Annotated in this window: 22 protein-coding genes, 1 pseudogene and 1 riboswitch; of the genes and pseudogenes, 5 read left to right on the top strand and 18 right to left on the bottom strand. The window is 54.1% G+C overall.

The window, feature by feature from the left end:
* Positions 1-97: 97 nt before the first annotated feature.
* Both ACZ1HV_RS01930 and ACZ1HV_RS01925 read left to right on the top strand, forming a co-directional pair.
* On the top strand, positions 98-1,162 hold the full coding sequence (locus ACZ1HV_RS01930; protein ID WP_298815545.1) for a BMP family ABC transporter substrate-binding protein: 1,065 nt from the start codon (positions 98-100) through the stop codon (positions 1,160-1,162).
* 144 nt (positions 1,163-1,306) lie between these two features.
* Entirely contained in the window at positions 1,307-2,248 is a 942-nt protein-coding gene (locus tag ACZ1HV_RS01925) for a patatin-like phospholipase family protein (RefSeq protein ID WP_472717156.1), read from the top strand.
* An 18-nt stretch (positions 2,249-2,266) separates the two neighbouring features.
* Here ACZ1HV_RS01925 and ACZ1HV_RS01920 read toward each other — a convergent pair whose 3' ends face one another.
* Complete coding sequence (locus ACZ1HV_RS01920; protein ID WP_472717155.1) at positions 2,267-3,916, bottom strand: alpha/beta hydrolase; 1,650 nt, start codon at positions 3,914-3,916, stop codon at positions 2,267-2,269.
* An 813-nt stretch (positions 3,917-4,729) separates the two neighbouring features.
* On the opposite strand from ACZ1HV_RS01920, the gene ACZ1HV_RS01915 reads away from it, so the two are divergent.
* On the top strand, positions 4,730-5,893 hold the full coding sequence (locus ACZ1HV_RS01915) for a putative bifunctional diguanylate cyclase/phosphodiesterase (RefSeq protein ID WP_472717154.1): 1,164 nt from the start codon (positions 4,730-4,732) through the stop codon (positions 5,891-5,893).
* A gap of 75 nt (positions 5,894-5,968) precedes the next feature.
* Here ACZ1HV_RS01915 and ACZ1HV_RS01910 read toward each other — a convergent pair whose 3' ends face one another.
* The 17 genes and pseudogenes from ACZ1HV_RS01910 to ACZ1HV_RS01830 form a co-directional block, all read right to left on the bottom strand.
* The gene (locus ACZ1HV_RS01910) at positions 5,969-6,178 is read right to left on the bottom strand and encodes a hypothetical protein (protein WP_472717153.1); all 210 of its coding nucleotides are present in this window, start codon (positions 6,176-6,178) and stop codon (positions 5,969-5,971) included.
* The gene (locus ACZ1HV_RS01905) at positions 6,175-6,651 is read right to left on the bottom strand and encodes a hypothetical protein (protein ID WP_472717152.1); all 477 of its coding nucleotides are present in this window, start codon (positions 6,649-6,651) and stop codon (positions 6,175-6,177) included. Before ACZ1HV_RS01905 ends, ACZ1HV_RS01910 begins: the two co-directional genes overlap by 4 nt.
* Positions 6,652-6,655: 4 nt before the next feature.
* Positions 6,656-7,894, bottom strand: a complete 1,239-nt coding sequence (locus tag ACZ1HV_RS01900) for an agmatinase family protein (RefSeq protein WP_298963054.1) — start codon at positions 7,892-7,894, stop codon at positions 6,656-6,658.
* A 94-nt stretch (positions 7,895-7,988) separates the two neighbouring features.
* Positions 7,989-8,734 (bottom strand): annotated as a pseudogene (locus ACZ1HV_RS01895) (ATP-binding cassette domain-containing protein); the annotation flags it as partial.
* Positions 8,731-9,552 (bottom strand): ABC transporter permease, encoded by an 822-nt coding sequence (locus ACZ1HV_RS01890; RefSeq protein ID WP_298822539.1) that lies wholly within the window; start codon positions 9,550-9,552, stop codon positions 8,731-8,733. The pseudogene ACZ1HV_RS01895 and the gene ACZ1HV_RS01890, both read right to left, overlap by 4 nt.
* Positions 9,553-9,623: 71 nt before the next feature.
* Positions 9,624-10,691, bottom strand: a complete 1,068-nt coding sequence (locus ACZ1HV_RS01885; RefSeq protein WP_472717151.1) for a putative urea ABC transporter substrate-binding protein — start codon at positions 10,689-10,691, stop codon at positions 9,624-9,626.
* 110 nt (positions 10,692-10,801) lie between these two features.
* A riboswitch (guanidine-I (ykkC/yxkD leader) is annotated at positions 10,802-10,919 on the bottom strand.
* A gap of 331 nt (positions 10,920-11,250) precedes the next feature.
* Positions 11,251-11,436: a hypothetical protein gene (locus tag ACZ1HV_RS01880; RefSeq protein WP_298963058.1), complete on the bottom strand. Its 186-nt coding sequence runs from the start codon at positions 11,434-11,436 to the stop codon at positions 11,251-11,253.
* A gap of 35 nt (positions 11,437-11,471) precedes the next feature.
* On the bottom strand, positions 11,472-12,080 hold the full coding sequence (locus ACZ1HV_RS01875) for an SRPBCC family protein (protein ID WP_472717150.1): 609 nt from the start codon (positions 12,078-12,080) through the stop codon (positions 11,472-11,474).
* A 22-nt stretch (positions 12,081-12,102) separates the two neighbouring features.
* Positions 12,103-12,975: an XdhC family protein gene (locus ACZ1HV_RS01870; protein ID WP_472717149.1), complete on the bottom strand. Its 873-nt coding sequence runs from the start codon at positions 12,973-12,975 to the stop codon at positions 12,103-12,105.
* Between the two features lie 18 nt (positions 12,976-12,993).
* A complete protein-coding gene (locus tag ACZ1HV_RS01865) occupies positions 12,994-14,193 on the bottom strand; it encodes a vWA domain-containing protein (protein ID WP_472717148.1) in 1,200 nt (399 codons plus the stop codon).
* A gap of 3 nt (positions 14,194-14,196) precedes the next feature.
* Positions 14,197-15,078, bottom strand: coding sequence for an AAA family ATPase (locus ACZ1HV_RS01860; RefSeq protein WP_472717147.1), 882 nt, complete (start codon positions 15,076-15,078; stop codon positions 14,197-14,199).
* 157 nt (positions 15,079-15,235) lie between these two features.
* Positions 15,236-17,656: an aerobic carbon-monoxide dehydrogenase large subunit gene (locus tag ACZ1HV_RS01855; protein WP_298822548.1), complete on the bottom strand. Its 2,421-nt coding sequence runs from the start codon at positions 17,654-17,656 to the stop codon at positions 15,236-15,238.
* Complete coding sequence (locus ACZ1HV_RS01850) at positions 17,653-18,162, bottom strand: (2Fe-2S)-binding protein (RefSeq protein WP_472717146.1); 510 nt, start codon at positions 18,160-18,162, stop codon at positions 17,653-17,655. The genes ACZ1HV_RS01855 and ACZ1HV_RS01850 overlap by 4 nt, the downstream gene beginning before the upstream one ends.
* 21 nt (positions 18,163-18,183) lie before the next feature.
* The gene (locus ACZ1HV_RS01845) at positions 18,184-19,050 is read right to left on the bottom strand and encodes an FAD binding domain-containing protein (protein WP_472717145.1); all 867 of its coding nucleotides are present in this window, start codon (positions 19,048-19,050) and stop codon (positions 18,184-18,186) included.
* Between the two features lie 422 nt (positions 19,051-19,472).
* Positions 19,473-20,369: a LytTR family transcriptional regulator DNA-binding domain-containing protein gene (locus ACZ1HV_RS01840; RefSeq protein ID WP_472717144.1), complete on the bottom strand. Its 897-nt coding sequence runs from the start codon at positions 20,367-20,369 to the stop codon at positions 19,473-19,475.
* A 20-nt stretch (positions 20,370-20,389) separates the two neighbouring features.
* Positions 20,390-20,725, bottom strand: coding sequence for an MHYT domain-containing protein (locus ACZ1HV_RS01835; RefSeq protein ID WP_472717143.1), 336 nt, complete (start codon positions 20,723-20,725; stop codon positions 20,390-20,392).
* A 133-nt stretch (positions 20,726-20,858) separates the two neighbouring features.
* On the bottom strand, positions 20,859-21,785 hold the full coding sequence (locus ACZ1HV_RS01830; RefSeq protein ID WP_472717142.1) for a LysR family transcriptional regulator: 927 nt from the start codon (positions 21,783-21,785) through the stop codon (positions 20,859-20,861).
* Positions 21,786-21,864: 79 nt separating this feature from the next.
* Between ACZ1HV_RS01830 and tcuA the strand changes: the two genes are divergently transcribed.
* Positions 21,865-23,250 carry an FAD-dependent tricarballylate dehydrogenase TcuA gene (gene tcuA / locus ACZ1HV_RS01825; RefSeq protein WP_472717141.1) on the top strand — a complete coding sequence of 462 codons (1,386 nt, stop codon included), beginning with the start codon at positions 21,865-21,867 and terminating at the stop codon, positions 23,248-23,250.
* The gene (gene tcuB, locus ACZ1HV_RS01820; protein ID WP_472717140.1) at positions 23,240-24,307 is read left to right on the top strand and encodes a tricarballylate utilization 4Fe-4S protein TcuB; all 1,068 of its coding nucleotides are present in this window, start codon (positions 23,240-23,242) and stop codon (positions 24,305-24,307) included. The genes tcuA and tcuB overlap by 11 nt, the downstream gene beginning before the upstream one ends.
* The last annotated feature ends 1 nt before the right edge of the window (position 24,308 follow it).

Here is a 24,308-nt window from a genome sequence, read left to right as displayed (position 1 = left end):
CTCTGCCATCCGGTCTCCGGGATCCAACGCGATCGGAACCCAATCCAATCAACAAGATCGCAAAACAGAGAGATCAAACAAGAGGGGAATGAACCACATGAAGTCTCTATTGAAAGCAACCGTGGCAGCCCTTGCCTTTGCCGCAGCCGGATCAACGGCTCAAGCGGCCGATGTCAAGGCTTGCTTCATCTATGTCGGTCCAGTCGGTGATTTCGGCTGGTCTTATCAGCACGATCAGGGCCGGTTGGCCGTGGAAGAACATTTCGGTGACAAGGTCGAAACCGCCTATCTTGAAAGTGTGCCGGAGGGTCCTGATGCGGAACGCGCCATCGAGCGTTTCGCGCGGGAAGGCTGCAACGTCATCTTCACGACCTCTTTCGGCTACATGAACCCGACCATCAAAGTGGCCAAGAAATTTCCGGACGTGAAATTCGAACACGCCACGGGTTACAAGACCGCCGATAACGTTGCGACCTATAATTCAAAATTCCACCAGGGCCGCTACATCATTGGTCAGATCGCCGCAAAGCAGTCCAAGTCCGGTGTTGCAGGCTACATCGCTTCGTTCCCGATCCCTGAAGTCGTATCCGGTATCAACGCCTTCCTTCTGGGCGCTCAGTCCGTCAACCCTGATTTCAAACTGAAGGTAGTTTGGGTGAACACCTGGTTTGACCCGGGCAAGGAAGCCGACGCCGCAAAAGCACTGATTGACCAGGGTGCTGACATCATCACCCAGCACACTGATTCCACAGCACCGCTTCAAGTGGCTCAGGAACGCGGAGTTCACGGCTTCGGTCAGGCGTCCGACATGGTCAACTTCGCCAAGGACGCGCAATACACCGCCATCATCGATGACTGGGCACCTTACTACATTCACCGCGTACAAGACGTTCTTGATGGAAAGTGGGAAAGCGGCAGCTCCTGGGAAGGCCTTGCGGAAGGCCACGTCGTAATGGCGCCTTACACAAACCTTCCAGCGGACGTTGTCGAAATGGCAAAAGCCACAGAGGCGAAAATCAAAGACGGCTGGGAACCATTTACGGGCCCAATCACCAAGCAGGATGGCAGCGTCGCAGCTGAAGACGGCGTCAGGCTGGACGACGGCGCGATCCTCGGCATGAACTGGTATGTCCAGGGTATCGACGACAAACTGCCTCAGTAAGACAACAGCGATCGGGCCGGAGGATATCTTCCGGCCCGTTTTTTTAAAAACGATTGACCTTCTCCGGTATCTCGGCACGCTGTTCGCTGCAAGTAATTCACTTGCTGAGCACAATCATACTGCTAAAAAGCAACCGGTGACCCCATGATCCAGAGAAGAGATTTGATGCTAGCCGCTGTCTCGGCGGGAACCGGCACATTGACGGGCATCGGAGCAGCGACAGCTGAAAGCTCATCTCGAACCACCGAAAAGATCCATCGAAAGTCCGAAGCCTTTGCGCTTGCTCTGGGTGGAGGTGCAGCCAAAGCTTTCGCCCATATTCCAATCCTTGAAGCGATGGATGAACTTGGCGTTCAGCCCGTCGAAATCGCCGGCACCTCCATGGGAGCAATTCTGGGCGGATTTTATGCCAGCGGAATGAGCGGTAAGGAAGTCAGGGAAATCACCGTCGACCTCTTCACGCGCAAGGCCCAACTGTTTCAGAAACTGTTCCTGAAGGACGGCCGGACTTGGTCTTCGTTGTTCAATGTCGTCCGTCCCGCCATCATTGACCCAATTGTGCTTTTTGAAACGGTGTTTCCGACAGGCCTTGCCTCGGAATTTGAGGATCTTCAAATTCCGCTGAAGATCATTGCCACTGACTTCTATACCCAGTCCCAGGTCGTGTTGAGCGAAGGCGCTCTTCTTCCTGCAATTGCGGCGTCTTCAGCATTGCCGATGTTGCTGACCCCAGTCGAAATCGATGGAAGAGTTTTGATAGACGGCGGGTTCGTGAACCCGACTCCATTTGATGTGCTGGAAGCGGACGGGTTTCTCACCGTCGCAATAGATGTCACCGGCAGTGAGTTCGATCAGGGCAAGGGGTTACCGAGCGGAATTGAGACCTGGATCGGCTCCTTTTCGATCACGCTGCATTCACTGGTCGCGGCAAAACTGGCTTGTTCGAAACCTGATCTATTGATCGAGCCACCGATAGGTCGTTTCAAGACCATGGATTTCTTCAAGATCGAAGACCTGTTGCAGGCTGCAGAGCCTGCCAAAGACGACTTCAAACGCGGATTGTCTGCATTGCTTGATGCCAACTGAATTCACACTGGTTCATTTTCAGAAAGGTGCAGGGCGGCGAGAAAAGATCTCCTTCAGTTCAGCTGCCCGGTCTTGTGACCAACCTTCGGGTTCGAGAACCGCGGCCCATCCGTCAATATAGTCCGGGGCAACGTAGTAATGACCAAACCTCTCGATATCGAGCGCGAACATGGAATCCAAGACCAACTGCAACATGGTGACAATCGGGAACCAGGAGAGCTTGTCTGAAACATCCGGTGCCCTCGGCTCCGCAAGCCATGCAGGCGCGCGGATAGCGCTGTCAAAGGTGAAATTGACGATCGGGTCGCTGCCGTAATTCAAGAACACCGCCCGGATCGGGCCCCAAGGCAGGAAATCGCCTTCAAGACCGCCATATTGGTTCATGACCCGGATCAATGACCCATTGCCATAGTCGGGCCTCCAGGCAGGGCTTCCGGGGTTTCGTTGATCTCTGACCTCAGCCCAGTACCTGGAAAAGAAAGGAGACCCTGCCCAGAAAGCCCCATGAATCGGATCGCGGAGCATGTCCAGAAGAGGTAGGGTCGCCTGAGAGTTGAACGCCCCCTGACTGAGGCCGTGTACATAAAATCTAGGCCTTTGATCCTTGGGCAACGTTGTCCAATGGTCATAGATGGCATTGAACAAGGCCCGGGCCTGATCGACGCCGTCATCCGGATGTGCAACAAGCGCCAGCATACTGCTCAAATAGGAATATTGAACCGCGACCGTGGCCACATCGCCGGCAAGTATGAAGTCCAGAGTGTCCTGAGCCCCAGGATCCATCCAGCCAGTACCTACGGGAACCATTACCACCAGCACCGACCGCTCGAAGCCACCGACACGGATCATTTCCTCCAGCGCCAGCTCAGCGCGGTCTTCCGCAGTGTCAGCAGATCTGCGTCCGACATAAACCCGAATGGGATCCTGGACTGGTCCTTTCTGAAACTCCGAGATCTCCTTGACCGTGGGCGCAGTAGCAATGAACTGTCGTCCACGTCTCCCGATTTCGGTCCACTTGACCAGGGAAGCCGAACTGCCTGTTTTCAAGGGGTCTTCGGGTTGAACAACGTCTGGTTCCATCAGGATGTCGGCAGCAAGAAAAGACGCATCAGCAGCCTTGAACAGGGTTCTGACCAAAGCTCCATCGACCAACGCCCACAAGAGCCAACCAACAATCGCAACTGACAACGCCACGCCTAGACGGCGCGGTATCATTCGCTCCAACTGCAAGGCAACAAATTGGCGAAGAACGCCCGCCAACCGGAACAGCAGCCACAAGCCAAGGGCAATAATGGAGCCCACAAGAAAGATATAGACAGGTGCCGCACTTTCCAGCGGCATCATGCCGATAGCTGCACGCGTCGCATCCTGCCAACTTGCTGCCTTGGTCAAAGAATATGCGATGATGGTCAGGCTTGAAGTTAGAGCCGCCCAATTCCACCAGGCAGCCGGTCTGCCGACAATTTCCGGCAATTCCAGATAGCGCCACACAGCACGAACCAGAAGCACTGTTTCATACCCAAGAGCCGCTGCGAAACCACATAGCGCCGCCTGAACCAACGGGTCTCTTGGCATCAGGGAAGGGGTCAGGGCTGCCCCAAAGAAACTGACAGCAAGCACCAGTGCAAAAGCCGACCATCCAGCCTTGGCAGTCTCCCAGATCTTCATGAGTGCCGCTCCAAAAATTTCTACCGACTTTATCTTCCGGTCAGCCATCGAGCAAAAAACTCATTTCAGTCAGAGCCTTGCAGGATGAGGACGCCAATTCAACGCAATTTTCAACCAAAAACTGTTGGGTTTCCAAGTCTACAATTTAGACGGTTTTAACGGTTCCCCACCTAAATGCTGTGTTTGTGACGCATGTGATTATTCTCAAGTGCGCGACGCTGAACTTCAACAGCTTCCATTCATACCTCATCGGTGAACAGGACCGTTCCGATGGTGAATAGGCAGCAGAGGATCAGAAGATCTCATACCCGAATTTTTGATCGGGCTGAGTAGTCTTTATGAGACCAACCGGGGGGCGCCGGTTAGTCCGACATTCGACTTTCAACCGGCGATATCAACCGCGCATTTCCGAGCGATCGGAGATGCTCAATTGACCATGCGGGTGAACCGAGCGGTATGTTTGTTTTTCTGGAACGTTGGGGCCCCTTACTGTGCATTGTTGTTGCACTGCTTTCCCTCTTGGCCAGCGGATTGGCTAACCCGTCGACTTACCTCCTACCTGTTTTGTGTTTGGTTATTCTATGCCTGTTTTTGCTGGTTCAAACAAAAAACAACTACTTCCGCAGTACAAGAGAAACTCTGGAGAGACAGTCTGATCGCCTGCACCTGCTCAACACTCGAGACCTGAACACCGGACTGCTGAACCGTCAACAATTCATACAGCTTGTTAAGAAGGCCGCGTGTCGGTTGAATGAGACCCAGACCCTCGCAGTCCTCAGGTTAAGGTTTAAACCAACGAATACGGAAGTTCTTGTGGTGGAGAAATCGGCGGAAGATGCCATCCAGGCCGCTGCTGCAGATTTGCTTCGCCACTATACTCTTGGATCTGAGTTTGAGACATATCTCGCGCACTTGAAGGGAAACGACCTCGTGCTCGGCGTCGCTCTAATCGAAAACCATGAACAAGCTGCGTTGGAGATCGCAAAGCAAATATCAGATCTTTTCCGCCCGCCATTTTTAACCACTTCAGGGTCGTTAGGGACAAATCTCGCAATTGGAGTGGCGTTTGCTGATCCTTCCGATTGGAACCCGGAACTCATTCTAAAGAACGCAGAATTGGCGGTGGAAGACGCTTGCGAGAAGGAACTTCGCCAGATCTCCCTCTTTGTACCGTCAATGCGAGCAAAATACGAACATCGGCAAAGGATCCGGTCATCTTTGACTGCGGCCTTTGAGAACGACGAATTCGTTCCGCATTTTCAACCTCAGTTCAATCTTAAGACGGGCAAAATCATCGGCATCGAAGCGCTTGCAAGATGGAAGCACAGTGAATTTGGCTGGATCAGTCCTACCGAATTCATTTCAGCAGCCGAAAGCACGGGCGACATCACCAGGCTGGGCCGCTCCATTCTTGAAAAATCGTGCAAGCAAATGCGGAGACTGCCTGATGAAATGACGTTGTCCGTTAATCTCACTTTGTCTCAGATCCTGGACGAGAGCCTGCCCGAAATGCTGCTCGAGTGCCTCACCGACACCGGCATTAAGGGGTATCGGTTGAAGATCGAGATTTCCGAAACGCAGCTATCCAAGAATCTGGACAAGATCTGGCGCGTACTTTCCGAAATTCAGGAATGTGGTATCGCCGTTTCATTGGACGATTTCGGCACGAAGTTCGCTGCCTTGCGCCATTTGACTGAATTTGATTGGGATGAAATCAAGATCGACGGGAGTTATGTGGACCGGGCCTTCAACAATGAAAAACATGCGGAAATGCTTCTCGCCACCCTAAATTTGATCGCTAATATGGGGATCAGCACAGTAATTGAGGGGGTCGAAACCGTAGAACAACGCGACGCACTCGTCGAACTTGGCTGCGATCTTGGCCAGGGCTATTTGTTCAGCGGTCCAATGGATATCGATGACTTGATCACGCTGTTTTTTTCACGTCCCCAGCTGGAAGAACTCGTGAGTGTATAAATTTCCGTTTCAAAAAGATCTTGTGAAAGAACAACGCCGCCGGACGCGTTATAAAAATGCCGGCGGCGTATTGGTTCAATCCTGTGTCTTACGAGCGAAGAACAGGTAAAGCACTGCGGCAAATACCGAAAGAACGATACCTGCAAACAATGCTGTATGGAATGGAGAGTCCAGGAGGTGGCGAACATAGGCGCTCAGACCATGCACATCATGGTGAGAGCCGGGATGCGCCAACGCAGATGATGTCAGCAGGCTGAAAAACAGCGCAGTCAGTAGGTGTCTCATTCGGCAATGTCCCCTTGTTTTAGGCGGTCGGTCAGAATTTCGATTAGATCAACATCAGAGCGCTCGGTCAGCGACACGTATGTGAAAACCATCGTCTCCCGTGCCTGCACCATGGAGCCGGGAAAAGGCAGATAAGCCAGCTCCCGGGATGCGAAGGCAGGAGAGGCGGTTCCGATTTGCCAGTTGCTTTCTATTTTCGCATCAACGAGATGCTGCACCAGCCCGTCGGCACCGTGTCTGTGAAACGACACTCCTGCAAGGCGGAGATAGCTTGTCTTGTCTTCGGCAGACCGAAACCCGTCAATGAAGCTTGAACTAAGCGCTTGCAATTCATCAACTTTGTCCGCGTCAGAAATGCCGTGGACATGTGAATGCAGATGATCGTGACCACCGTGATTGTGTCCATGCATGTGAGCATGCACATGCTCGTGGTCATGATGATGAGAATGAGAATGAACGTGATCCGTATCCATACTGTCACTCCACTTCCGGACCAGCAGGAATGGATACCGGCTTGTCTATGATCGACCGGTGAGAACCCATTTTGCCATGTGAAACCAGCGTTCCTAAAACATCGACAATCACGCGGGTTGCAAGCAGTGCGGTGATGTCTGAACAGTCGTAAGGCGGTGACACTTCGACCACTTCCAGACCGCAGATACCTTCTTTGGCGACCAGCGACACAAGTTCAAGCGCCTCGCGTGGCAGGAAGCCACCCGGTTCCGGCCAGCCTGTGCCAGGTACGAAACCGCAGTCGACACTGTCGATGTCGAAGGAGATGTAAACCGCATCGGCATCTTTCCAGGCCAGCTCCAGGGCGCGTGCCGCTGTTTCAGCCAGACCAAGCTCTTCAACATCACGCATCGTGAAGATGTTGGTATTACGCTCGCGGGCAACTTCCACCCCTTCGCGCGGGACCTGCCAGCCGCCAATGCCGATCTGAACAAGATTGACCGCCGGGACATTCACCAAATCCGTCGCATGGAACCACGGTGTTGTGTGCATGCGCTCGTCGAGGTCTTTCTCCTGAATGTCTATGTGCCGATCGAAATGCACGATACCGATACGTTTGGATGTGCATTGCGCAATGCCGCGAACACACGGGAAACCGATAGAATGATCACCACCGATCATGATCGGCAAGGCGCCAGAAGACGCGACATGTGAAACGGCCCGCGTTATCTGGTCGAACGTCTTTTCGATATTTGCTGGAATTGTGAAAATGTCTCCGACATCGCAAAGCGTCATCTGTTCGCGAAGGTCGACACCCATTTCATAGTTGTAGGGCGTGTAAAGCGCTGAAATGCGGCGCACACCCTGAGGCCCGAAGCGGGTGCCCGGACGATAAGTCGTTCCCCCATCGAAAGGAATTCCGATTACGGCAGCGTCATACGCGCCAACTTTCGTGACGTCTTCGATATAGGGAGCCTTCAGGAACGTGTTGATGCCAGCATAGTGGGGCAACTCACCGCGCGCGAATGTCGGGATAGACTTGTCAGTAAGGCTATCAGAACCGGTCAACCCCATTCTGAGAGCCCATGCCTTTTCTTTCTCCCAGGCCGCGCTTGGCAAAGCGCTTTCCTTTTCAGCGGACTTCCAGCCGCGCAACTGAAGCTTGTCGAAATCCGGATGGTGTTGCCTTGTCGTGGGGTCTCGCCGGACCGGACCTGCTGCTCTTTGCAGCGTTGCCGGGACAGATCGATCGAACAGGCTCATGGGCGTTCCTCGTACGTTTTGGGTGTTTGAGTTTTTTGGGGGTGTTTTGCTCAGGCTGACGGATCGCGCCTGCGATATCCTCCGGCAGTTTTTCCGGTGCGGTTTCCGGGGACGACAATGGCAGGTCGTAGGTGATGGTCGCACCATAGGCATCCGGAGCCTGAGGATCGTGACGAACCTTGTCGAATACCAGCAGACGGGTGCCAAGTTTGAAGGCTTCATGGATGTCGTGTGTGACCATGAAGATGGTCATGCCCAGGTCTTTCCAAAGCCCCAAAAGCAACTCGTGCATATCAACGCGGATGCCTGGATCCAGCGCGCCGAAAGGTTCATCGAGCAACAGGATATTGGGCTTCTTGATCAGCGCCTGTGCAATCGCCAGCCGTTGCTGCATACCTCCTGACAATTGCACAGGATAACGGTCTGCAGCTGCCTTCAGGCCAATACGATCCAGAATTTCATCAATGTCATCCTTCGCTCGACGGCGGGACTTGCCGAAAAGCCGGCCCGACAATGGAGCACCCGCGAATTCCGCTGCGAGGATAAGGTTCTCCGCGACGGTCAGATGTGAAAACACTGAATACTTTTGAAAAACGATCCCTCTGTCCGGTGTCGGTTCATCGGGAAGGGGGCACCGTCAAGGAGAATTTGTCCGCGTGTGGGCAACTCCTGCGACAACAGCATGCGCAGGAACGTGGATTTGCCACAGCCGGATGCGCCGACGATCGTGCAGAACGATCCGTCTTCGACCAGAAGGTCAACACGTTCCAGCACAGGTGTCCCGTCATATGACTTGGTAAGCCCTTGAACTGAAAGTTTGGGAGTTGAGACAATGCTCATAGCGCGTCACTCCCAAGATGGTTCCAGCGGAATGCTCGTCGTGACAGCAAAAGAAGCAGGCGGTCGAGCAGGAAAGCCAGAAGAGTAATCCACACGACATACGGGAGGATCACATCCATCGCCAAATACCTTCTGACGAGAAAGATCCGGTATCCGAGGCCGGTGGTCGACGCGATCGCCTCAGCTGAAATCAAAAAAATCCAGGCGGGCACCAGCCCCAGTCGCAGCGCAGTGATGAGTTTTGGCAATACCTGAGGCAAAACCAGCCGTGTCACCATCTGCCATACGGATGCCCCGAGCGTTTCGGCCTTGATGATCATTTCCCTTGGAATGTCGAGAACAGCTTGCGCGGTCGAGCGCACCATGATCGGTGCCGTACCGATAACAATCAGGGCAATCTTCGAAACTTCTCCAAGTCCGAAGGTAATAAAGAGAATGGGCAGGATCGTAATCGGCGGAATTAGCGAAAATGTTGCGATATAGGGAGCTAGCGCGCTTCGAATGTGCGGTATGAACCCGATTGATATTCCGAGAATGAGTGCCAGGAGCGTTGAAACAGCCATACCGGTGCCCAATCGCCAAAGGCTGTCAAATGTATCCACCCACAAAAGAAGATCACCGGAACGCCTGTCCGGGACAGCTGCCATGCGCCAGAACGCCTGACCCATGCTGTCCAGGGACGGCAGCAATTTGTCGGCTGGATTTTCAAGCCGACGATAGTGGCTCGCCACGGCATAGACGAGAATTGTCGCGATGAAGGGCACAAGCCCGAGGGCAAGGGTAAGGAGCCTAGAAGGCCTCCGGTTGATAATGCGCATGAAACGCCCCGCCTGATCCTGGAAGAAGGACCGGCACCAAAACGCCGGCCCACAAATGCAAAATCGGGAGTTTAGAGAGCGCCTTCAGCGGCCATCGCCATAAAACTCGGATCAAACCGGAGTTTCACGTTGTTCTGGTCGCCATAGACAGAACCATCGGCAAATGCGACACCGACGAATTCAGGACTTGGGGCACCTTCGCCAAGTATCCCCTTGTCGAACAGAAACTCTGCGACGAATTTCATCGTGCTCGGGAGTTCTGCCGATTTCGTGAATTCAACGGCATCAGCCGGTGTGAAGAACATCTTTGTTGTGGCAAGCTGAGCATCATATCCGGCAAGATCCGTGCCCGAGGCTTCAGCCATGGCAGTACGTGCTGCAATGCCTTCGTCGCTGTCGGTCGACATAATCCCCATGAGTTCATACCAGGCGCCGACGAGCGCCTTGCCGAAGTCTGGATTGTCAGCCAGCGTTTCGGTATTCACCATCATCACATCAATGATCTCTCCTGGAATTCCGGAGCTGTCGAAGACCTTGGTGGCATTCGGCTGAGCTTCGATTTCAGACAGAAGAGGGTTCCATGTGACCACAGACGTCACATCAGGTGTTGCATAGGCTGCAATCATATCCGCATCAGATGTGTTGACGACTGTCAGGTCCCTTTCACTGAGGCCCACAGTGTCAAGAGCGCGCGCCAGCAGATAGTGGGAAACCGACAGCTCAACCAGGTTGACCGTCTGCCCTTTGATGTCCGCAAGACCAGTCTTGTCTTTCAAGATGATCCCGTCATTTCCGTTGGAATAGTCGCCGACAATCAGCGCCGTTGTATCAACACCGCCACCTGCAGGAATCGACAAGGCATCCATGTTGGTCATGGAACAGCCGTCATACGCGCCGGCCGTATACTGGTTGATCGATTCCACGTAATCGTTGATCTGAACAATTTCGACATTGATGTCGTATTTGTCGGCCCATTTTTTCATGATGCCGCTGTCTTGAAGGTATCCCCAGGGCATCCAACCGACATAGATGGACCAGCAGACTTTAAAGTCGGTTTTCTCCTCCGCATGTGCGGAAAAGGATAGTGGCAGCGATAGTGCGGCTGCTAGGAGTGAAGCTCTAGCGAAGGATTTCAACATCTGTGCGCGTCTCCTTAATTTCCCCCGACAGGGAAGTCCAATCGGGCGACCATCATTGAGGTTTGCGCACGTCCGGGAGCAGGTTCGCGCGCGCGAAACCTCGTGCAGTTGTCTCCCGGGCTTTTGTCCCGCCGTGTCACCGGATTATGTCGGCGGAAGCGCCAAATCATCCGGCTTGCACCTCTCGGTCCTGCGTCTTGTCAGACCGGATCCCTAGGCGCGCTGCACTGGTTAGGTATTAGCAAGGTTGGTGCCAGTCTCTGACACAGAGTGATTTTTAATTATAATTCAATTACTTATTAAAAATACCAATCCAGGCGCAGAATGACACAGTTTGAAAGAAAGCTGAAAATGACTAAAAAAGCGGCAGGCCTGAACAGTTCGCAACCACATTTTGCAAGGCCTGTCCGGCAGGCATGCTCATCTTCATCACCTTGAGGATAGGAGAAAGGTGCGGGTTTTCAAAAGGACTGGAAACCGTATCTCAAAACGCTTGTAATCTTGCGAGCGCCAAAAAAACGCAAGGCGCTCGCCATTTGTCGGCGAAGTCAATCCTGTGTCAGCCTGCAAAGGAGCAAATCTGCAAAAGTGGCGCAAGGTGTTGATCGACCAGGCCAATGCAACAGGAATGGGCAACCAGCAGAAACGCTGTCAGCAGTGATCCTGTCCCGAGTGCCATCAGAAGAGACGGGTCCCGGGACAACTCTTGAAGACAGGTTTCTTCGCGAAGTTCAGCATTGGTCATCTCAATTCCTCCTGCTTACTTGTTTGAGCCTAGGCTCATTCGGCCGCATTTTCGAGCTTGTCTTCATCGGTCTGTTGTTTTTTCTTGCCGCCGAACAGACCCCCAAGCCATCCCTTTTTCTCTTCACCCGCAGATGGGTCTTGCGAAGCGTCTCCTAGAGTTTGATCTACCTCGTGAGAGGAAGCAGCCTCTGTTTCGGGGCTCGGAGCCACTTGCTGTGCAAAGGCAGCAAAGAACTCTCCAGCAAGTCTCTTTGATGTTGAATCGATCAGCCTGGCACCGAGTTGGGCGAGCTTGCCACCCACTTTCGCATCAACGTCGTAGTGAAGGATCGTTGCATCCGGCCCGTCTTCTTCCAATCGAACAGTCGCACCGCCGCGCGCAAAACCTGCAACACCGCCAGATCCTTCTCCTTCGATTTTGTAGCCGTTAGGCGGGTCGAGGTCGTTCAGAGTGACTTTTCCCCCAAACGTTGCCTTGACCGGCCCAACCTTGAGCTTGACCTTCGCTTCCAGCTCCGTGTCAGAGTGTTTGATGAGTTCTTCACAGCCTGGGATCGAAGCTTTGAGAACGTCCGCGTCGTTGAGTGCTTCCCAGACTTTTTCACGCGAAGCTTCAATCCGCTGGCTATCTGTCATTTGCATGAATTCGTCTCCATTCCTGGTCTTAAACGTGTTGTATTCGGGACAGCCGTTGGTTCTTGCGACGGACCATCAAAAGTTCAGCGAGGATCGAAAGGGCGATCTCTTCAGGAGTGATTGCACCGAGATCCAGTCCTGCCGGGCCCTTGATGCGCTCCAGAGCGTCGAAACTGACGCCCTGATCCTTCAGCTTTGATTTCAGGGCTTCGATTTTCCGTCGGCTTCCAACAAAACCCACATGCCGTGCATTTGTTTTGACAGCAGCTTCCAGTGCCGCCAGGTCGCCTCGACCTTGTGTGGAGACGACGATATATGTGTCTGCACTGTTTGAAGTGATGATATTGAAACCGTTGTTCCTGCGCATTTCAGCAGGAAAACCATCTAAATCTTCAAGAGGCCCGCAAATGGTGACATCAAACCCTATTGTGGGCCCTTGATTTGCAAGAGCCAGAGCAACTGGACTGGCTCCGAAGACGACAAGTTGTGGGCGAGGAAAAATTGGCTCGATAAATATGTCCATGGTGCCCTGGCTGGGGCACATGTTTTTGGCAAACTGTACACCTTCGCGTTCTTCGCCAGGCTCAACACCGAGTTCAGACAAGAGATCTGCCGGCTGAATGGATATCAGCCGGGCTTCACCATCATCAAATGCCGTCTTTGCTGCCTTGATCACTGCCGATTTTGCACAACCGCCACCGATCCATCCGCCGACAATCTCACCCTCGCTGGAAATGACCGCCTTGGCGCCTGCCTTTGCAGCCGTGACTGAGATTGTTCGGACCACAGTTGCCAGCACGAAGGGTTCCTTGCTGGATTGCATGTGGTGGATCAAATCCACCAGATCACCCGTCAAATCTTGTCCGGCTCTTGAACCTGAAATTGTGCCTGTATGCTTCATTGGTGCATCCCCCATGGATCAAAGCCCGGCCAGGTAAGGTTCAAGCGCTGCAAGACTTTCAAGATTATGCGCAGGCGCAAAGAGATCGACATGCGGCAATGCTGCCTGCATACCGCCCGCTGAGGGCTCATAGCCCTCCCAACCGATAAGCGGGTTGAGCCAGACGATCCGTCGACAACGGCGTCTGAGACGCGCCATTTCTTCTCCCAGAACATCGGGAGCGCCCGTGTCGTATCCATCCGACAAGATCATCACGCAAGTTCGCGAATGAATAACCCGCGCAGCGTGCCAACGATTGAAGTCAGCCAATGCTTCACCGATTTTGGTACCACCGCCCACGCCTTGCGCCATCAGCCCCAGGCGATCCAACGCCCGACCGGCATCTCGCTCTGAAAGCGCAGACGAGACATGGACGAGGCGAGTGTGAAACAGGAATGCTTCGGCTTCGCGAAAATTGTCTAGGATACCGTGCACGAAACGGGTGAAGACGCCTGTATAGTTGTTCATGGATCCGGACGCATCCAACAGGACCACAAGCCTGAGCTGCTGCTGGCGCGGTCCTTTTCGGATCAGTTCGAGAGGCGTACCGCCATGAGCGATGGAATGGCGGATCGTCCGGCGCAAATCCAGGCGACGCGCCTTTCGTTTCTGACGGTCTCTCCGCGTGAGCCGCACACGCATGGACCGCGACAGTCTTTCCGCAAGTTCATGAGCCTGTTTCAAGGCTTCGGGATCTTCTATCTTCCTGAAGTCTATTTGCCCGAGATTTTCAGCGACGCTTGCACCTTCTCTCCGGCCAGAAGGCGTTTCACCGGTTTCTTCATCTTCCTCGCCGGGTTGACGTTCGACATCTCCAGCGATTGTGTCCTGCCGACAGCCTTCCACATCAACCATCTCTCGGATGGTTTTCATACCTTTGCGCGGGCTGGAGCCACTGATTTTCACACCGGATTTCACGCCTCTGCCAACCCAGTATGCGTCGAACAATTCGTCGAACTTTTTCCAATCCGAAAGACGTCCGCAAAAAAGTGTGCGGAACGATGATTTCAACCTGTCTTGCCGGTGCACGAAAGGTGTCTGAAGAAGATGCAATGCGTCACTTGTTTCGGCCAATCCCACCTTGAAGCCGCTGTCGCGCAACGACCGGACAAACCCCGCAAGCCGTGCACGCAAAACAGCTCCAACGTCTTCACGTGTTTCAAGGCGCAGAGCGTTCATCACTCAAGCCACCTTTCCAAGCAGCCTGTCGGTAACTTCAACTGTCACCCGAGACTTGTCCTCACGGGTTTTCAAGACACAGGTCAAGGTGTCGAAAACCAGCTCTCTGTTTTTGTGCAGGTCTTTCGCTCCCAGTCCCAGAAGCGCCGCCGCCCAATCGATCGTTTCCGCAACGCCGGGGATCTTGACCAGATCTTCCTTGCGCAGTTTGCCCATGAGTTCAGAAATCTGAAGTGCCAACCGGGCATCGAGGCCGTCGACCCTTGAAAGCAGAATTCGCGCTTCGCGGTCGGGCGTCGGATAGTCGACATAGTGATAAAGACATCTGCGCCGCAGCGCATCTGACAATTCCCGCGTTCCATTTGAAGTCAGCACAACACGCGGGATCGTGACGGCCTCGACCGTTCCCAATTCGGGTATCGAGACCTGATAATCCGAAAGAATTTCAAGAAGAAACGCTTCGAACTCTTCGTCAGCCCGATCTATTTCGTCGATCAGCAGAACAGGCGGTTCAGCCTGTCTTATCGCCGAAAGGAGAGGGCGTTCCAGAAGATATTTTTCTGAAAAAACAGCTTCCTCGACACTGTTGGCGTCATCTCCAGATCCTTCCCTTGCCTTTATTGCAAGGAGCTGTCGCTGGTAGTTCCATTCGTAAATGGCATCGGACCGGTCGAGGCCTTCGTAACACTGCAGACGGATAAGGTCTGTTTCCTCCAGACTTGCCAGCGCCTTGGCGACCTCCGTTTTCCCGACGCCGGCTTCCCCTTCAAGAAGCAAGGGGCGACCCAGCATTTCAGTCAAAACAAGAGCAGTCGCCAGTCCCTCATCGGCAACATAGCCCGTTTTTGCCAATGCCTCTGCAATTTGGTCTTTGGTCTTACTCATCCGATTGCACTTCGTTCGAGTTGAGGAGATGAGGAGCAGACTTCACTGTCCTCGAGATCTTCCGGACAGTGAACTTGGTCGGAGGTTCGATCGGCAATATCCGATAAAAGCCTTCTTGGGCCGCATTCTTGCGATGCGGCCCAAGGCGTCAGCAACCTCAGCCGTGAGCGCCGAGTTCCTTGGCAGCCTGCCAGATCCGCCACGCATCGTGCGGCATCTGGATATGGGTGCTCCCAAGAAACTGAAAGGCGTCGTTCACGGCGTTCGAGAACGCCGGCACACCGCCGACATTGGGGCTTTCACCCACGCCCTTTGCGCCGATCGGATGATGCGGGCTGGGCGTTACCGTATGGTCGGTTTCCCAATGAGGTGTTTCAACAGCCGTTGGAATGAAGAAGTCCATGAAAGACGCCCCCATAACATTGCCGGTTTCGTCGTAGCGGATCTCCTGACCCATTGCGATCGCGAATGCCTCTGTCAGTCCGCCATGCACCTGGCCCTCGATAATCATCGGATTGATGCGCGTGCCGCAATCATCGAGTGCGTAGAAACGCCGGGTCTTGGCCACGCCTGTATCAACGTCGATATCCATGACGCAGAAGTAAGCGCCAAACGGATAGGTCATGTTGGGCGGATCATAGTAGCTGACCGCTTCGAGACCCGGCTCAATTCCCTGAGGGGGTGCATGATAAGCAGCCCAGGCGATTTCCTTCATGGACTTACGGGCTTGCGGATTGCCTTTTACCTGAAAACCGTCGACATCCCATTCCAGATCATACTCGGACACTTCCAACATGTGCGCCGCGATCATTTGAGCCTTGTTGCGGATCTTGCGCGCTGCAAGAGCAATTGCCGCACCCGCAACAGGTGTCGACCGGGAGCCGTATGTTCCAAGGCCATAAGGTGCCGTGTCGGTGTCACCTTCTTCGACCATGATGTCATCAGCCGGAATGCCGATTTCCGTCGCGATGATCTGGGCCCAAGTTGTCTCATGACCTTGACCCTGCGACTTGGTCCCCATTCGCGAAATCACCGACCCCGTCGGGTGGACACGAATTTCTGCGCTGTCGAACATGGCAACGCCCAGAATATCGCAATTCTTGGATGGTCCAGCGCCGACTATCTCCGTGAAGAAAGATACGCCAATCCCCATGATTTCCCGGGTCTCGCCGCGTTTGAACGCTTCTTGCTTAGCCTTCTGTTCCGCGCGCAATTCTCGATAGCCGATCGTATCCATCGCCTTGTGCATGGCGGTATGATAATCGCCGCTGTCGTATTCCCAGCCGAGCGCCGACTGATAGGGGAACTGTTCCGGTTTGACGAAATTCTTGATCCGAAGGTCAGCAGGATCCATACCGAGCTTCTGGGCCAGAATATCCATGCCCCGTTCAATACAATAGGCTGCTTCCGTCACACGGAACGAGCACCGATAGGCAACGCCACCCGGTGCCTTGTTGGTATAGACCCCATCAACTTCAAGATGAGCTGTTGGAAAGTCATAGGACCCTGTGACGATGTTGAAGAAACCTGCCGGCCATTTGGACGGATCGGCACACGCATCGAAACCGCCGTGATCGGCAAGAACATGAACTTTCAGACCGGTCACCGTACCGTCGTTCTTTGCCGCGATTTCCGTTGTCATATGATAATCGCGGGCAAACGAGGTCGTGGAGAGGTTCTCCATTCGATCCTCGACCCATTTGACCGGAACGCCCGTTACGATTGAGGCAACGATCGAGCAGATGTAGCCAGGATAGGCGCCAACCTTGTTACCAAACCCCCCACCAATGTCCGGTGCAATCACGTGGATCTTGTGCTCAGGTATGGTGGACAGCAGCGACGCGACCGTTCGAATGACGTGCGGTGCCTGGAACGTCCCCCAGACCGTCAATTCGCCCTTCACCTTGTCCATGGAGGCGACACACTGACAGGTCTCAAGCGGAGAGGGGTGCGTACGGTGATAGGAAATCATTTCCTTGACCGTGACATCCGCTTCCGTAAACGCTTTTGACGTTTCGTCCTTATCGCCGACTTCCCACGTAAAGATATGGTTGTGATGTTTGCGCGGTCCGTGCGCACCTTCCATCTTGCCGTCCAGGTCCGGTCTGAGGACCGGCGCGTCTTCATCCAAGGACTTGAATGGATCGGTCAGTACGGGAAGTTCCTCGTATTCGACTTCAACCAACTGTATTGCGTCATCCGCAATGTAACGGTTTTCAGCCACGACAAAGGCAACTTCCTGGTTCTGATAAAGCACCTTGCCGTCTGCCAGCACCATCTGAACGTCACCGGCAAGCGTCGGCATCCAGGCCAGGTTGACACCCTTAAGGTCTTCAGCCGTTAGAACAGCAATGACGCCGGGCAATTTCAGAGCCTCGGACGCGTCGATCTTGGTGACCTTCGCGTGGGCATAGGGAGAACGAACGAAATCGCCAAACACCATGCCGGGGAGTTTCAGATCGTCCACATACTGGCCTTTGCCTTGTGTGAACCGGATGTCTTCTACGCGTTTGCGTTTGCAGCCCATGCCTTCAAGTGCTGCTTCACGCTGTTCCCGTGTCGGGGTCATGTCGTTCATTCTGCAGCCTCCTGAATGTCAGTGCCGTTCAGCTTTGCTGCGGCGTACTGGATGGCCTTGACGATGTTCTGATATCCGGTGCAACGGCATAGGTTGCCGGAAATTCCCATACGGATTTCGTCTTCCGTCGGGTTGGGATTTTCCTTCAAAAGCGTGTGGGCGCGCATAATCATTCCAGGGGTGCAAAAACCGCACTGAAGACCATGCATCTGGCGGAACCCTTCCTGGAGCGCAGAAAGCGTTCCATCCGGGTTGGCCATGCCTTCGATCGTGGTTAGCTCTGCACCATTTGCCTGGACGGCAAAAACAGTACAGGTCTTCACCGACATGCCGTTCATCTCCACAGTGCAGGCACCGCAATGGGATGTTTCACAGCCGATATGCGGCCCCGTCAGATTTAGATCTTCGCGCAAAAAATGGATAAGAAGCGTGCGTGGCTCCACAAAGCGTTGCACTTTCTTGCCGTTCACGGTCAAGCTGACCGGGACCTGTTCAATATCACTCATTTGTCTCTCCCAAAATCCTGATCAGCCCTGAGCCCGCTCGGCCGCACGTGCGAGCGCGCGCTCCAGCATGACACCAGCCATCTTGGTTCGATATTCGGCAGGTCCACGGCCATCTGAGGCCGGTTCCGTGATGGCTTCCGCGGCTGCGACCGCACGCTTGATTGTGTCGCTGTCAAGCGATGAACCCGTCAGTATTTCGCCAGCTTCCTTCGCAAGAAGGGGCGTGTCGGCGACGTTGGTGAGCGCAACCGAACAAGTGCTTACTGCCCCGCCAGACATTGTAAGTACGACTGCAGCGGCAGCGGTCGCATAGTCTCCGACTTTCCGCTTGAGTTTCTCGTAGGCATAACCATGTCCGGACGGTGGTACCGGGATCCTGATGGATGTCAGGATCTCTTCGGGTGCAAGAGCGGTGAAATAGGCGGCTTCATAAAAATCCCGAGCCGGAACGCGCCTGTCCCCGTCTGGACCCGTCAATACGTAATCGGCGTTGAGGCACTGCATGAGTGCCGGCATGTCGTTACCCGGATCTCCATTGGCGACATTGCCGCCAAGCGTACCAAGATACCTGATTTGCGGATCGGCGATCAGTTCCGACGTCTCGCAGACAATCGGCAGTTTCGCAGCGAGCAACTCTGAGGCGATCAAGTCGCTCTGGGTGGTCATCGCCCCGATGGTGATCGTGTCGCCGTCTTCAGCAACACCTTTCAGATCAGCGATCCCGCCAAGATCGACAAGATGTTCAGGAGCAGCCATCCGGAGCTTCATCATCGGAATGAGGCTATGCCCACCGGACAGCGGCCTTGCTTCATCTCCATGACTAACCAGGATTGCAACTGCTTCGGCCACCGATGATGGCCGGTGATAGGTGAATTCACCAGGTATCACGTCCGTTTCCTCCCTCAACCGGTTCTGAACGAGAACCGAAGCCGAACACCTCAACGCGTTAACAAACGCCTGGGCCGGCCAGACCGTGCACCGCCTCCAGGAGTGGTGGCAGATTGTCACATGCTTGAAGGTTGGGAAAAGGTGCACCGCACACTCAAGGCACCATGCATTAACAGCACCAGCTTATGCACAAACGACGCAATCACTTGCACGAAATACGGCAATAACTCTTACGCATTTCATAGACCCGGAAATCTAATTTCCCGCGAAAGTGACATAAAATCTGATCTTTTACGCAAGGAATACTATTCCTATAAACGATTGAGGAATTGACCATCCGTTCGTGCAGGCCTGCACGAACGGCGACAATTTCGAGGGAAATTGCACTGCACAAATGTAGGCGATATCTGAGGATTGACGAGTTACTGAGCGACCGCAGTGTGTTCTGTTGCGGCTTCCGCCAATGAAGACAGGCGGGCTTTGACACGTCCCCAACGAGAACGGCTCACGGGCACAGTTTGTGCATCTTCTCCATCCAGAACAAGAACGCCACCATCGCCAGCGCGTTTGTAACTCGCCACACGGCTGATGTTGACAATATGACTTCTGTGGACCCGGTTGAAGGTTTTGGGATCGAGCTGTTGTTCGGCTTCGCTGATGGACAGAGGACAGAAGAATTCGCGAGACCCGTCATAGAGCCGCGTGTAGTGCGCATCAGCATGAATGGCGTAGATTTCCTTTATGCCGATCTGGCTCTTCTGTCCGTCTTTCTCGATCGGGATCGTTCGTTTTGCCAGTGCAGACTGGGCCCGCGCCGCAACTGTTGCAGATTGTAATCCGGCAGCGCTCCTTCGAACAAGTTGCGACTTTTGTGATGAAGGCTCTTCAGAAAACTGCGCATTCGCAATCTCGGTTTCGTCTGGCAGAGAGGTATCTTGAACTGTCTCCACTTCCTCAAGTGAGGGTTCAGCACCCTGCGCCGGAACCAGGGCAAGCAAAAAGAGACCCGAAACGAGAAACGCTACACAGCACACGACAATCGCCAGAACACCTGGACTGAAAGAAGGCCCGACGGTTCCGGCCAACGTCTGCTTCATTTCATAAGTCAGACCGGTCATCGCAGTGTAGTGCATGGCGGAAATTGCAAGCGCGAGCACAGCAGCTGAAAAGACGATCGGCGGACGGCGTCCAAGGCCGAATAGAAGCCACATCGCCAGACCTGCTGCGTTAAAGGCGACCAGAAAACTTGCAAGCACATAGGCCGGTTCGTGAGCCATGTTGAGCGATTCATGAAGGGCATACATACCCAGGTAATGCATCGTACAAATGCCGCTTCCCATCACGAAAGCAGCAAGTCCAAGCCTAAGGGAGTCAGCCGCGAATTGCTGGCTGCAAAGACCGCAATTCCAACCACAAGCACACAAACAAGAAACGAAAGCAGCGTTGGCAGCACGAGGAAGTCGACGGCTATCGGCAATCGCGCCGCAAGCATGCCGACAAAGTGCATGGACCAGATGGCCAGGGCGAGTGTGAGTGCCGCTCCGGCCAAAAGAAACCGCCGACGCGGATCGACAGCGTTCCTGACTTGAACCGCCAGGCTTAGTCCGACAAAGCTTCCCTGAAAGGCCATCACAAGGGATAGCGCCACGAGCCAGGGCTCGTGCGTCACCGGCATGTTGCTCTGAACCTCCCATAACATCCGGCGTTGAATCGCGCCGGTCTCCTCATAGACGGGATGATATGCCAAAGGAGCGGGTGCGGCAAATAGTCAAGGCAGCAAGGTCCAATGCCGAACTCACGCAAGGTCTTCAAATTGCGGACTCATTGGGATTCACTAACACTGCGCGCAATAGGTTCATCATAACTTCGGCAGGCTCGCTGATTGAAACACCAGCTCTTGTCAAAAGACCGATCGCGCGTCTGACGTCGAAATCCGCGATCGATTTGAAAGTCAGGTCCTGACCCATATGAGACCGGATGGTCGATTGCGGCAACAACCCAACGCCAAGCCCACCAAGAACCAGCTCCATAGCCGTCGTTGACCGTCCCACCTCGAAGGTCCACTGAGCGGACAAGCGTCGACTGGCCAAAGCTTCATCGATCAACACCCGGTTTCCCGTGCCGCGTGCCGGAAGGATGAACCTTTCCGTTGCAATATCCCGCCACCGGATGACTTCCCGCTCCGCGAGGTGATGATTTTCGGGCAGGGCAAGCACAATGGCGTCGTCGAGTAGAGGGTCAAAATTCGTGTTTGGGTCCAGCGCGCCTATGGAACAGACCCCAAAGTCCGCATCACCTTGAGAGACAGCTTCCGAGACTTCGTTGGCCGCCGCGTCAAAGATGCGAAATCGCGGCGAAAAGCCTTGTTCCTCAAACGCTCGAATGGCAGGCAGTACAAAATTCGGGATCACAGTCGGGATGGCGGCAACCGTTATCAACGTGCTGCGCTGATGAGCAAAGGCAACGCTCTCATCGCGCATTGCACGGGTGGTATCCGCTGCTGTAACCAGCATATCCGCGGCTCTAGCCTGCAACCTCTTGGCAGCAAGTGTCGGCCGCACCGCCCGGGTCGTGCGTTCAAAAAGCACTGACCCAAGTGCCTTTTCCAACTTTTGAACCCGTCGGGTAACTGCTGATTGTGAAAGGTTCAATCGATCAGCCGCATGATGGAATGAGCCAGTTTCCAAAACCGCCAGAAAAACTTCAAGATCGCTGAAGTCGAATTTAATGCGCATTACGCAACAATTATTCAAAAATGATCATTGGTCAAATCAATAGGGTGCCTGATAGACGACACTCGAGAGGAAGCACCCCATGACATCTGACATCGACATCGTCGTAATAGGCGGCGGCAACGCAGCTCTCTGCGCAGCGATGACTGCGGCGGAACAAGGGGCAAGTGTCTTTGTCCTTGAGACTGCACCCAAGTCTTATCGTGGTGGCAACTCCAGGCACACACGAAATTTTCGCTGTATGCACAAAGGGCCCCACGGGCCTCTTGTCGACGACTATTGCGAAGAAGAGTATTTCAACGATCTTTTGAAGGTCACCGGAGGCAAGACGGATGAGGGATTGGCCCGTCTTACCATCCGAACCTCACAAGAGTGCCTGACCTGGATGCAGGATCATGGCGTGCACTTTCAGCCTTCACTCTCCGGCACCCTTTCGCTTGGCCGGACAAATGCGTTTTTCATGGGAGGAGGAAAATCCCTCGTCAACGCCTACTACCGCAGGGCTGAGAGTTTGGGCGTGAAAGTCTACTATGAGGCCCATGTCACTCATCTTGAACTGGTTGACGACAGGATCGAGTATGTGGACTTCACGCATGAGGGAGAAGAAAAAAGGCTGGAGCCGAAAGCAGTCGTCGTCGCTTCTGGCGGGTTTCAGGCGGATACCGACTGGCTGACCCGCGCCTGGGGGCCGCCGGCGAAAAACTTCCTGATCCGCGGAACACCTTATAACCGAGGTGTCGTCCTCGCAGACCTTCTGGACCAGGGGGTCAGCTCCGTCGGCGATCCAACTCAGTGCCATGCCGTCGCCATCGATGGACGCTCACCAAAATTCGATGGTGGCATCGTGACCCGATTGGACTGTGTGCCGTTCTCCATTGTGGTCAATAGAGATGCGGAGCGTTTTTTTGACGAGGGGGAAGACGTCTGGCCCAAGCGTTATGCAATCTGGGGCAGGTTGATTGCTCAACAGCCTGATCAGGTCGGGTATGTCATCATCGATGCCAAATCGCTTGAGCTCTTCATGCCATCGGTTTTCCCGCCGATCAAAGCCGACAGTTTGGAAGAACTTGCAGAACAAATGGATCTGCCACCGGGCAAACTTCTGCACACGGTTGCAAATTTCAACCAGGCTTGTGGAAACACCTCACGTTTCCACCCGACCGAACTTGATGGTGTCGCAACTTCCGGTCTGACCCCCGCCAAAACCAACTGGGCACGCCCGATAGATGAACCACCGTTCTATGGGTACAGCCTGAGAACCGGCGTGACTTTTACCTATCTCGGTTTGAAGGTGGATGAAAACGCCCAATGCAGCACCAGGCAGGGGCCTATTCACAATTTGTGGGCAGCTGGAGAAACAATGGCCGGCTCAATTTTGGGACAAGGCTATCTTGCTGGGTTTGGCATGACCATTGGAACCGTCTTTGGCCGGATCGCGGGCAGGGAGGCAGCAAATTATGCAAACTGATTTCTTACAGGAAGCCCGGCGCCAGGCCGAGATTTGCAACGCCTGCCGCTATTGCGAAGGCTATTGCTCCGTCTTTCCTGCACTTCACAGCGAACGTTTTTTCAGTGACGGCAACCTCACCCAATTGGCCAATCTGTGTCACAACTGCCGCGGTTGTTACTACGCTTGTCAGTATACGTCCCCGCACGAATTTGATCTGAACCTACCCAAGGCCCTGGCAGAGGTGCGTCAGGACAGCTGGGATCGCTTCGCGTGGCCCAGGGCGTTCGCGAAACATTTCCAAAACAGCGGTTTGATGATTGCCCTTGCGTCCGTTCTTTGCTTCGCCGTCCTTTTTCTGACTATACGCGCGCTTGGATCGGCTGACGGTGAAGGGTTCTATGCTGTCCTGTCCCATTCGGCCATGGTCTCGATCTTTCTTCCTGCCTTCCTGTTTCCCCTTTTCAGCCTCGCCATCAGCATGCGCCGATACTGGCGCGCAACGGACGGAGAACCTGTGCAGTTCTCGCATATCGTCGAGGCTTTTGGTTCAGCCGGTAGAATGAAAAATCTGGCAGGCGGTCACGGCGATGGATGCAATTTTGAAGAGGAAGACAGGTTCAGCCAATCCCGCCGATTTGCCCACCAGGCAATCATGTACGGTTTTCTGCTCTGCTTCGCCTCAACTTCGGTCGCGACCATCCTGCACTACGTATTTGATGTACCCGCACCTTATCCGATCTGGTCCCTACCGAAACTTCTTGGAATACCCGGCGGTATTTTCATGGTCGCGGGATCCCTTTGGCTGATGGGCTTGAAGTTGAAAGCGGATAGGAACCTGGGTGCACCTTCCGCATGGGGTGGAGAAATGGCTTTTGTCGCCCTTCTATTTCTGGTCGCGTTGAGCGGACTGCTGCTCTACGCTCTGGGTAGCACAAGTCTGATGCCGCTGCTCCTCGCAGTTCACTTGGGTTCCGTTCTGAGTTTCTTCCTCCTCACGCCATATACAAAGATGGTCCACGGGTTCTATCGATTGGCTGCACTGATCAGGGATGCGCAGCGCAAGCCAGCCATGTAAG

Source organism: Roseibium sp. JB4-4, from assembly GCF_055693425.1.
Note: the sequence above shows the minus strand (reverse complement) of the source record. Positions and strands in the feature narration are given on the sequence as shown.

Coding starts and splice junctions, on each gene's coding strand:
- ACZ1HV_RS01910 (WP_472717153.1), bottom strand. CDS start 6,178: ATGAGACACCTACTGACTGCGCTGTTTTTCAGCCTGCTGACATCATCT.
- ACZ1HV_RS01865 (WP_472717148.1), bottom strand. CDS start 14,193: ATGAACGCTCTGCGCCTTGAAACACGTGAAGACGTTGGAGCTGTTTTG.
- ACZ1HV_RS01870 (WP_472717149.1), bottom strand. CDS start 12,975: ATGAAGCATACAGGCACAATTTCAGGTTCAAGAGCCGGACAAGATTTG.
- ACZ1HV_RS01855 (WP_298822548.1), bottom strand. CDS start 17,656: ATGAACGACATGACCCCGACACGGGAACAGCGTGAAGCAGCACTTGAA.
- tcuB (WP_472717140.1), top strand. CDS start 23,240: ATGCAAACTGATTTCTTACAGGAAGCCCGGCGCCAGGCCGAGATTTGC.
- ACZ1HV_RS01835 (WP_472717143.1), bottom strand. CDS start 20,725: ATGCCGGTGACGCACGAGCCCTGGCTCGTGGCGCTATCCCTTGTGATG.
- ACZ1HV_RS01875 (WP_472717150.1), bottom strand. CDS start 12,080: ATGCAAATGACAGATAGCCAGCGGATTGAAGCTTCGCGTGAAAAAGTC.
- ACZ1HV_RS01900 (WP_298963054.1), bottom strand. CDS start 7,894: ATGAGCCTGTTCGATCGATCTGTCCCGGCAACGCTGCAAAGAGCAGCA.
- ACZ1HV_RS01860 (WP_472717147.1), bottom strand. CDS start 15,078: ATGAGTAAGACCAAAGACCAAATTGCAGAGGCATTGGCAAAAACGGGC.
- ACZ1HV_RS01880 (WP_298963058.1), bottom strand. CDS start 11,436: ATGACCAATGCTGAACTTCGCGAAGAAACCTGTCTTCAAGAGTTGTCC.
- ACZ1HV_RS01830 (WP_472717142.1), bottom strand. CDS start 21,785: ATGCGCATTAAATTCGACTTCAGCGATCTTGAAGTTTTTCTGGCGGTT.
- ACZ1HV_RS01850 (WP_472717146.1), bottom strand. CDS start 18,162: ATGAGTGATATTGAACAGGTCCCGGTCAGCTTGACCGTGAACGGCAAG.
- ACZ1HV_RS01840 (WP_472717144.1), bottom strand. CDS start 20,369: ATGCATTACCTGGGTATGTATGCCCTTCATGAATCGCTCAACATGGCT.
- ACZ1HV_RS01920 (WP_472717155.1), bottom strand. CDS start 3,916: ATGAAGATCTGGGAGACTGCCAAGGCTGGATGGTCGGCTTTTGCACTG.
- ACZ1HV_RS01890 (WP_298822539.1), bottom strand. CDS start 9,552: ATGCGCATTATCAACCGGAGGCCTTCTAGGCTCCTTACCCTTGCCCTC.
- tcuA (WP_472717141.1), top strand. CDS start 21,865: ATGACATCTGACATCGACATCGTCGTAATAGGCGGCGGCAACGCAGCT.
- ACZ1HV_RS01905 (WP_472717152.1), bottom strand. CDS start 6,651: ATGGATACGGATCACGTTCATTCTCATTCTCATCATCATGACCACGAG.
- ACZ1HV_RS01885 (WP_472717151.1), bottom strand. CDS start 10,691: ATGTTGAAATCCTTCGCTAGAGCTTCACTCCTAGCAGCCGCACTATCG.
- ACZ1HV_RS01925 (WP_472717156.1), top strand. CDS start 1,307: ATGATCCAGAGAAGAGATTTGATGCTAGCCGCTGTCTCGGCGGGAACC.
- ACZ1HV_RS01930 (WP_298815545.1), top strand. CDS start 98: ATGAAGTCTCTATTGAAAGCAACCGTGGCAGCCCTTGCCTTTGCCGCA.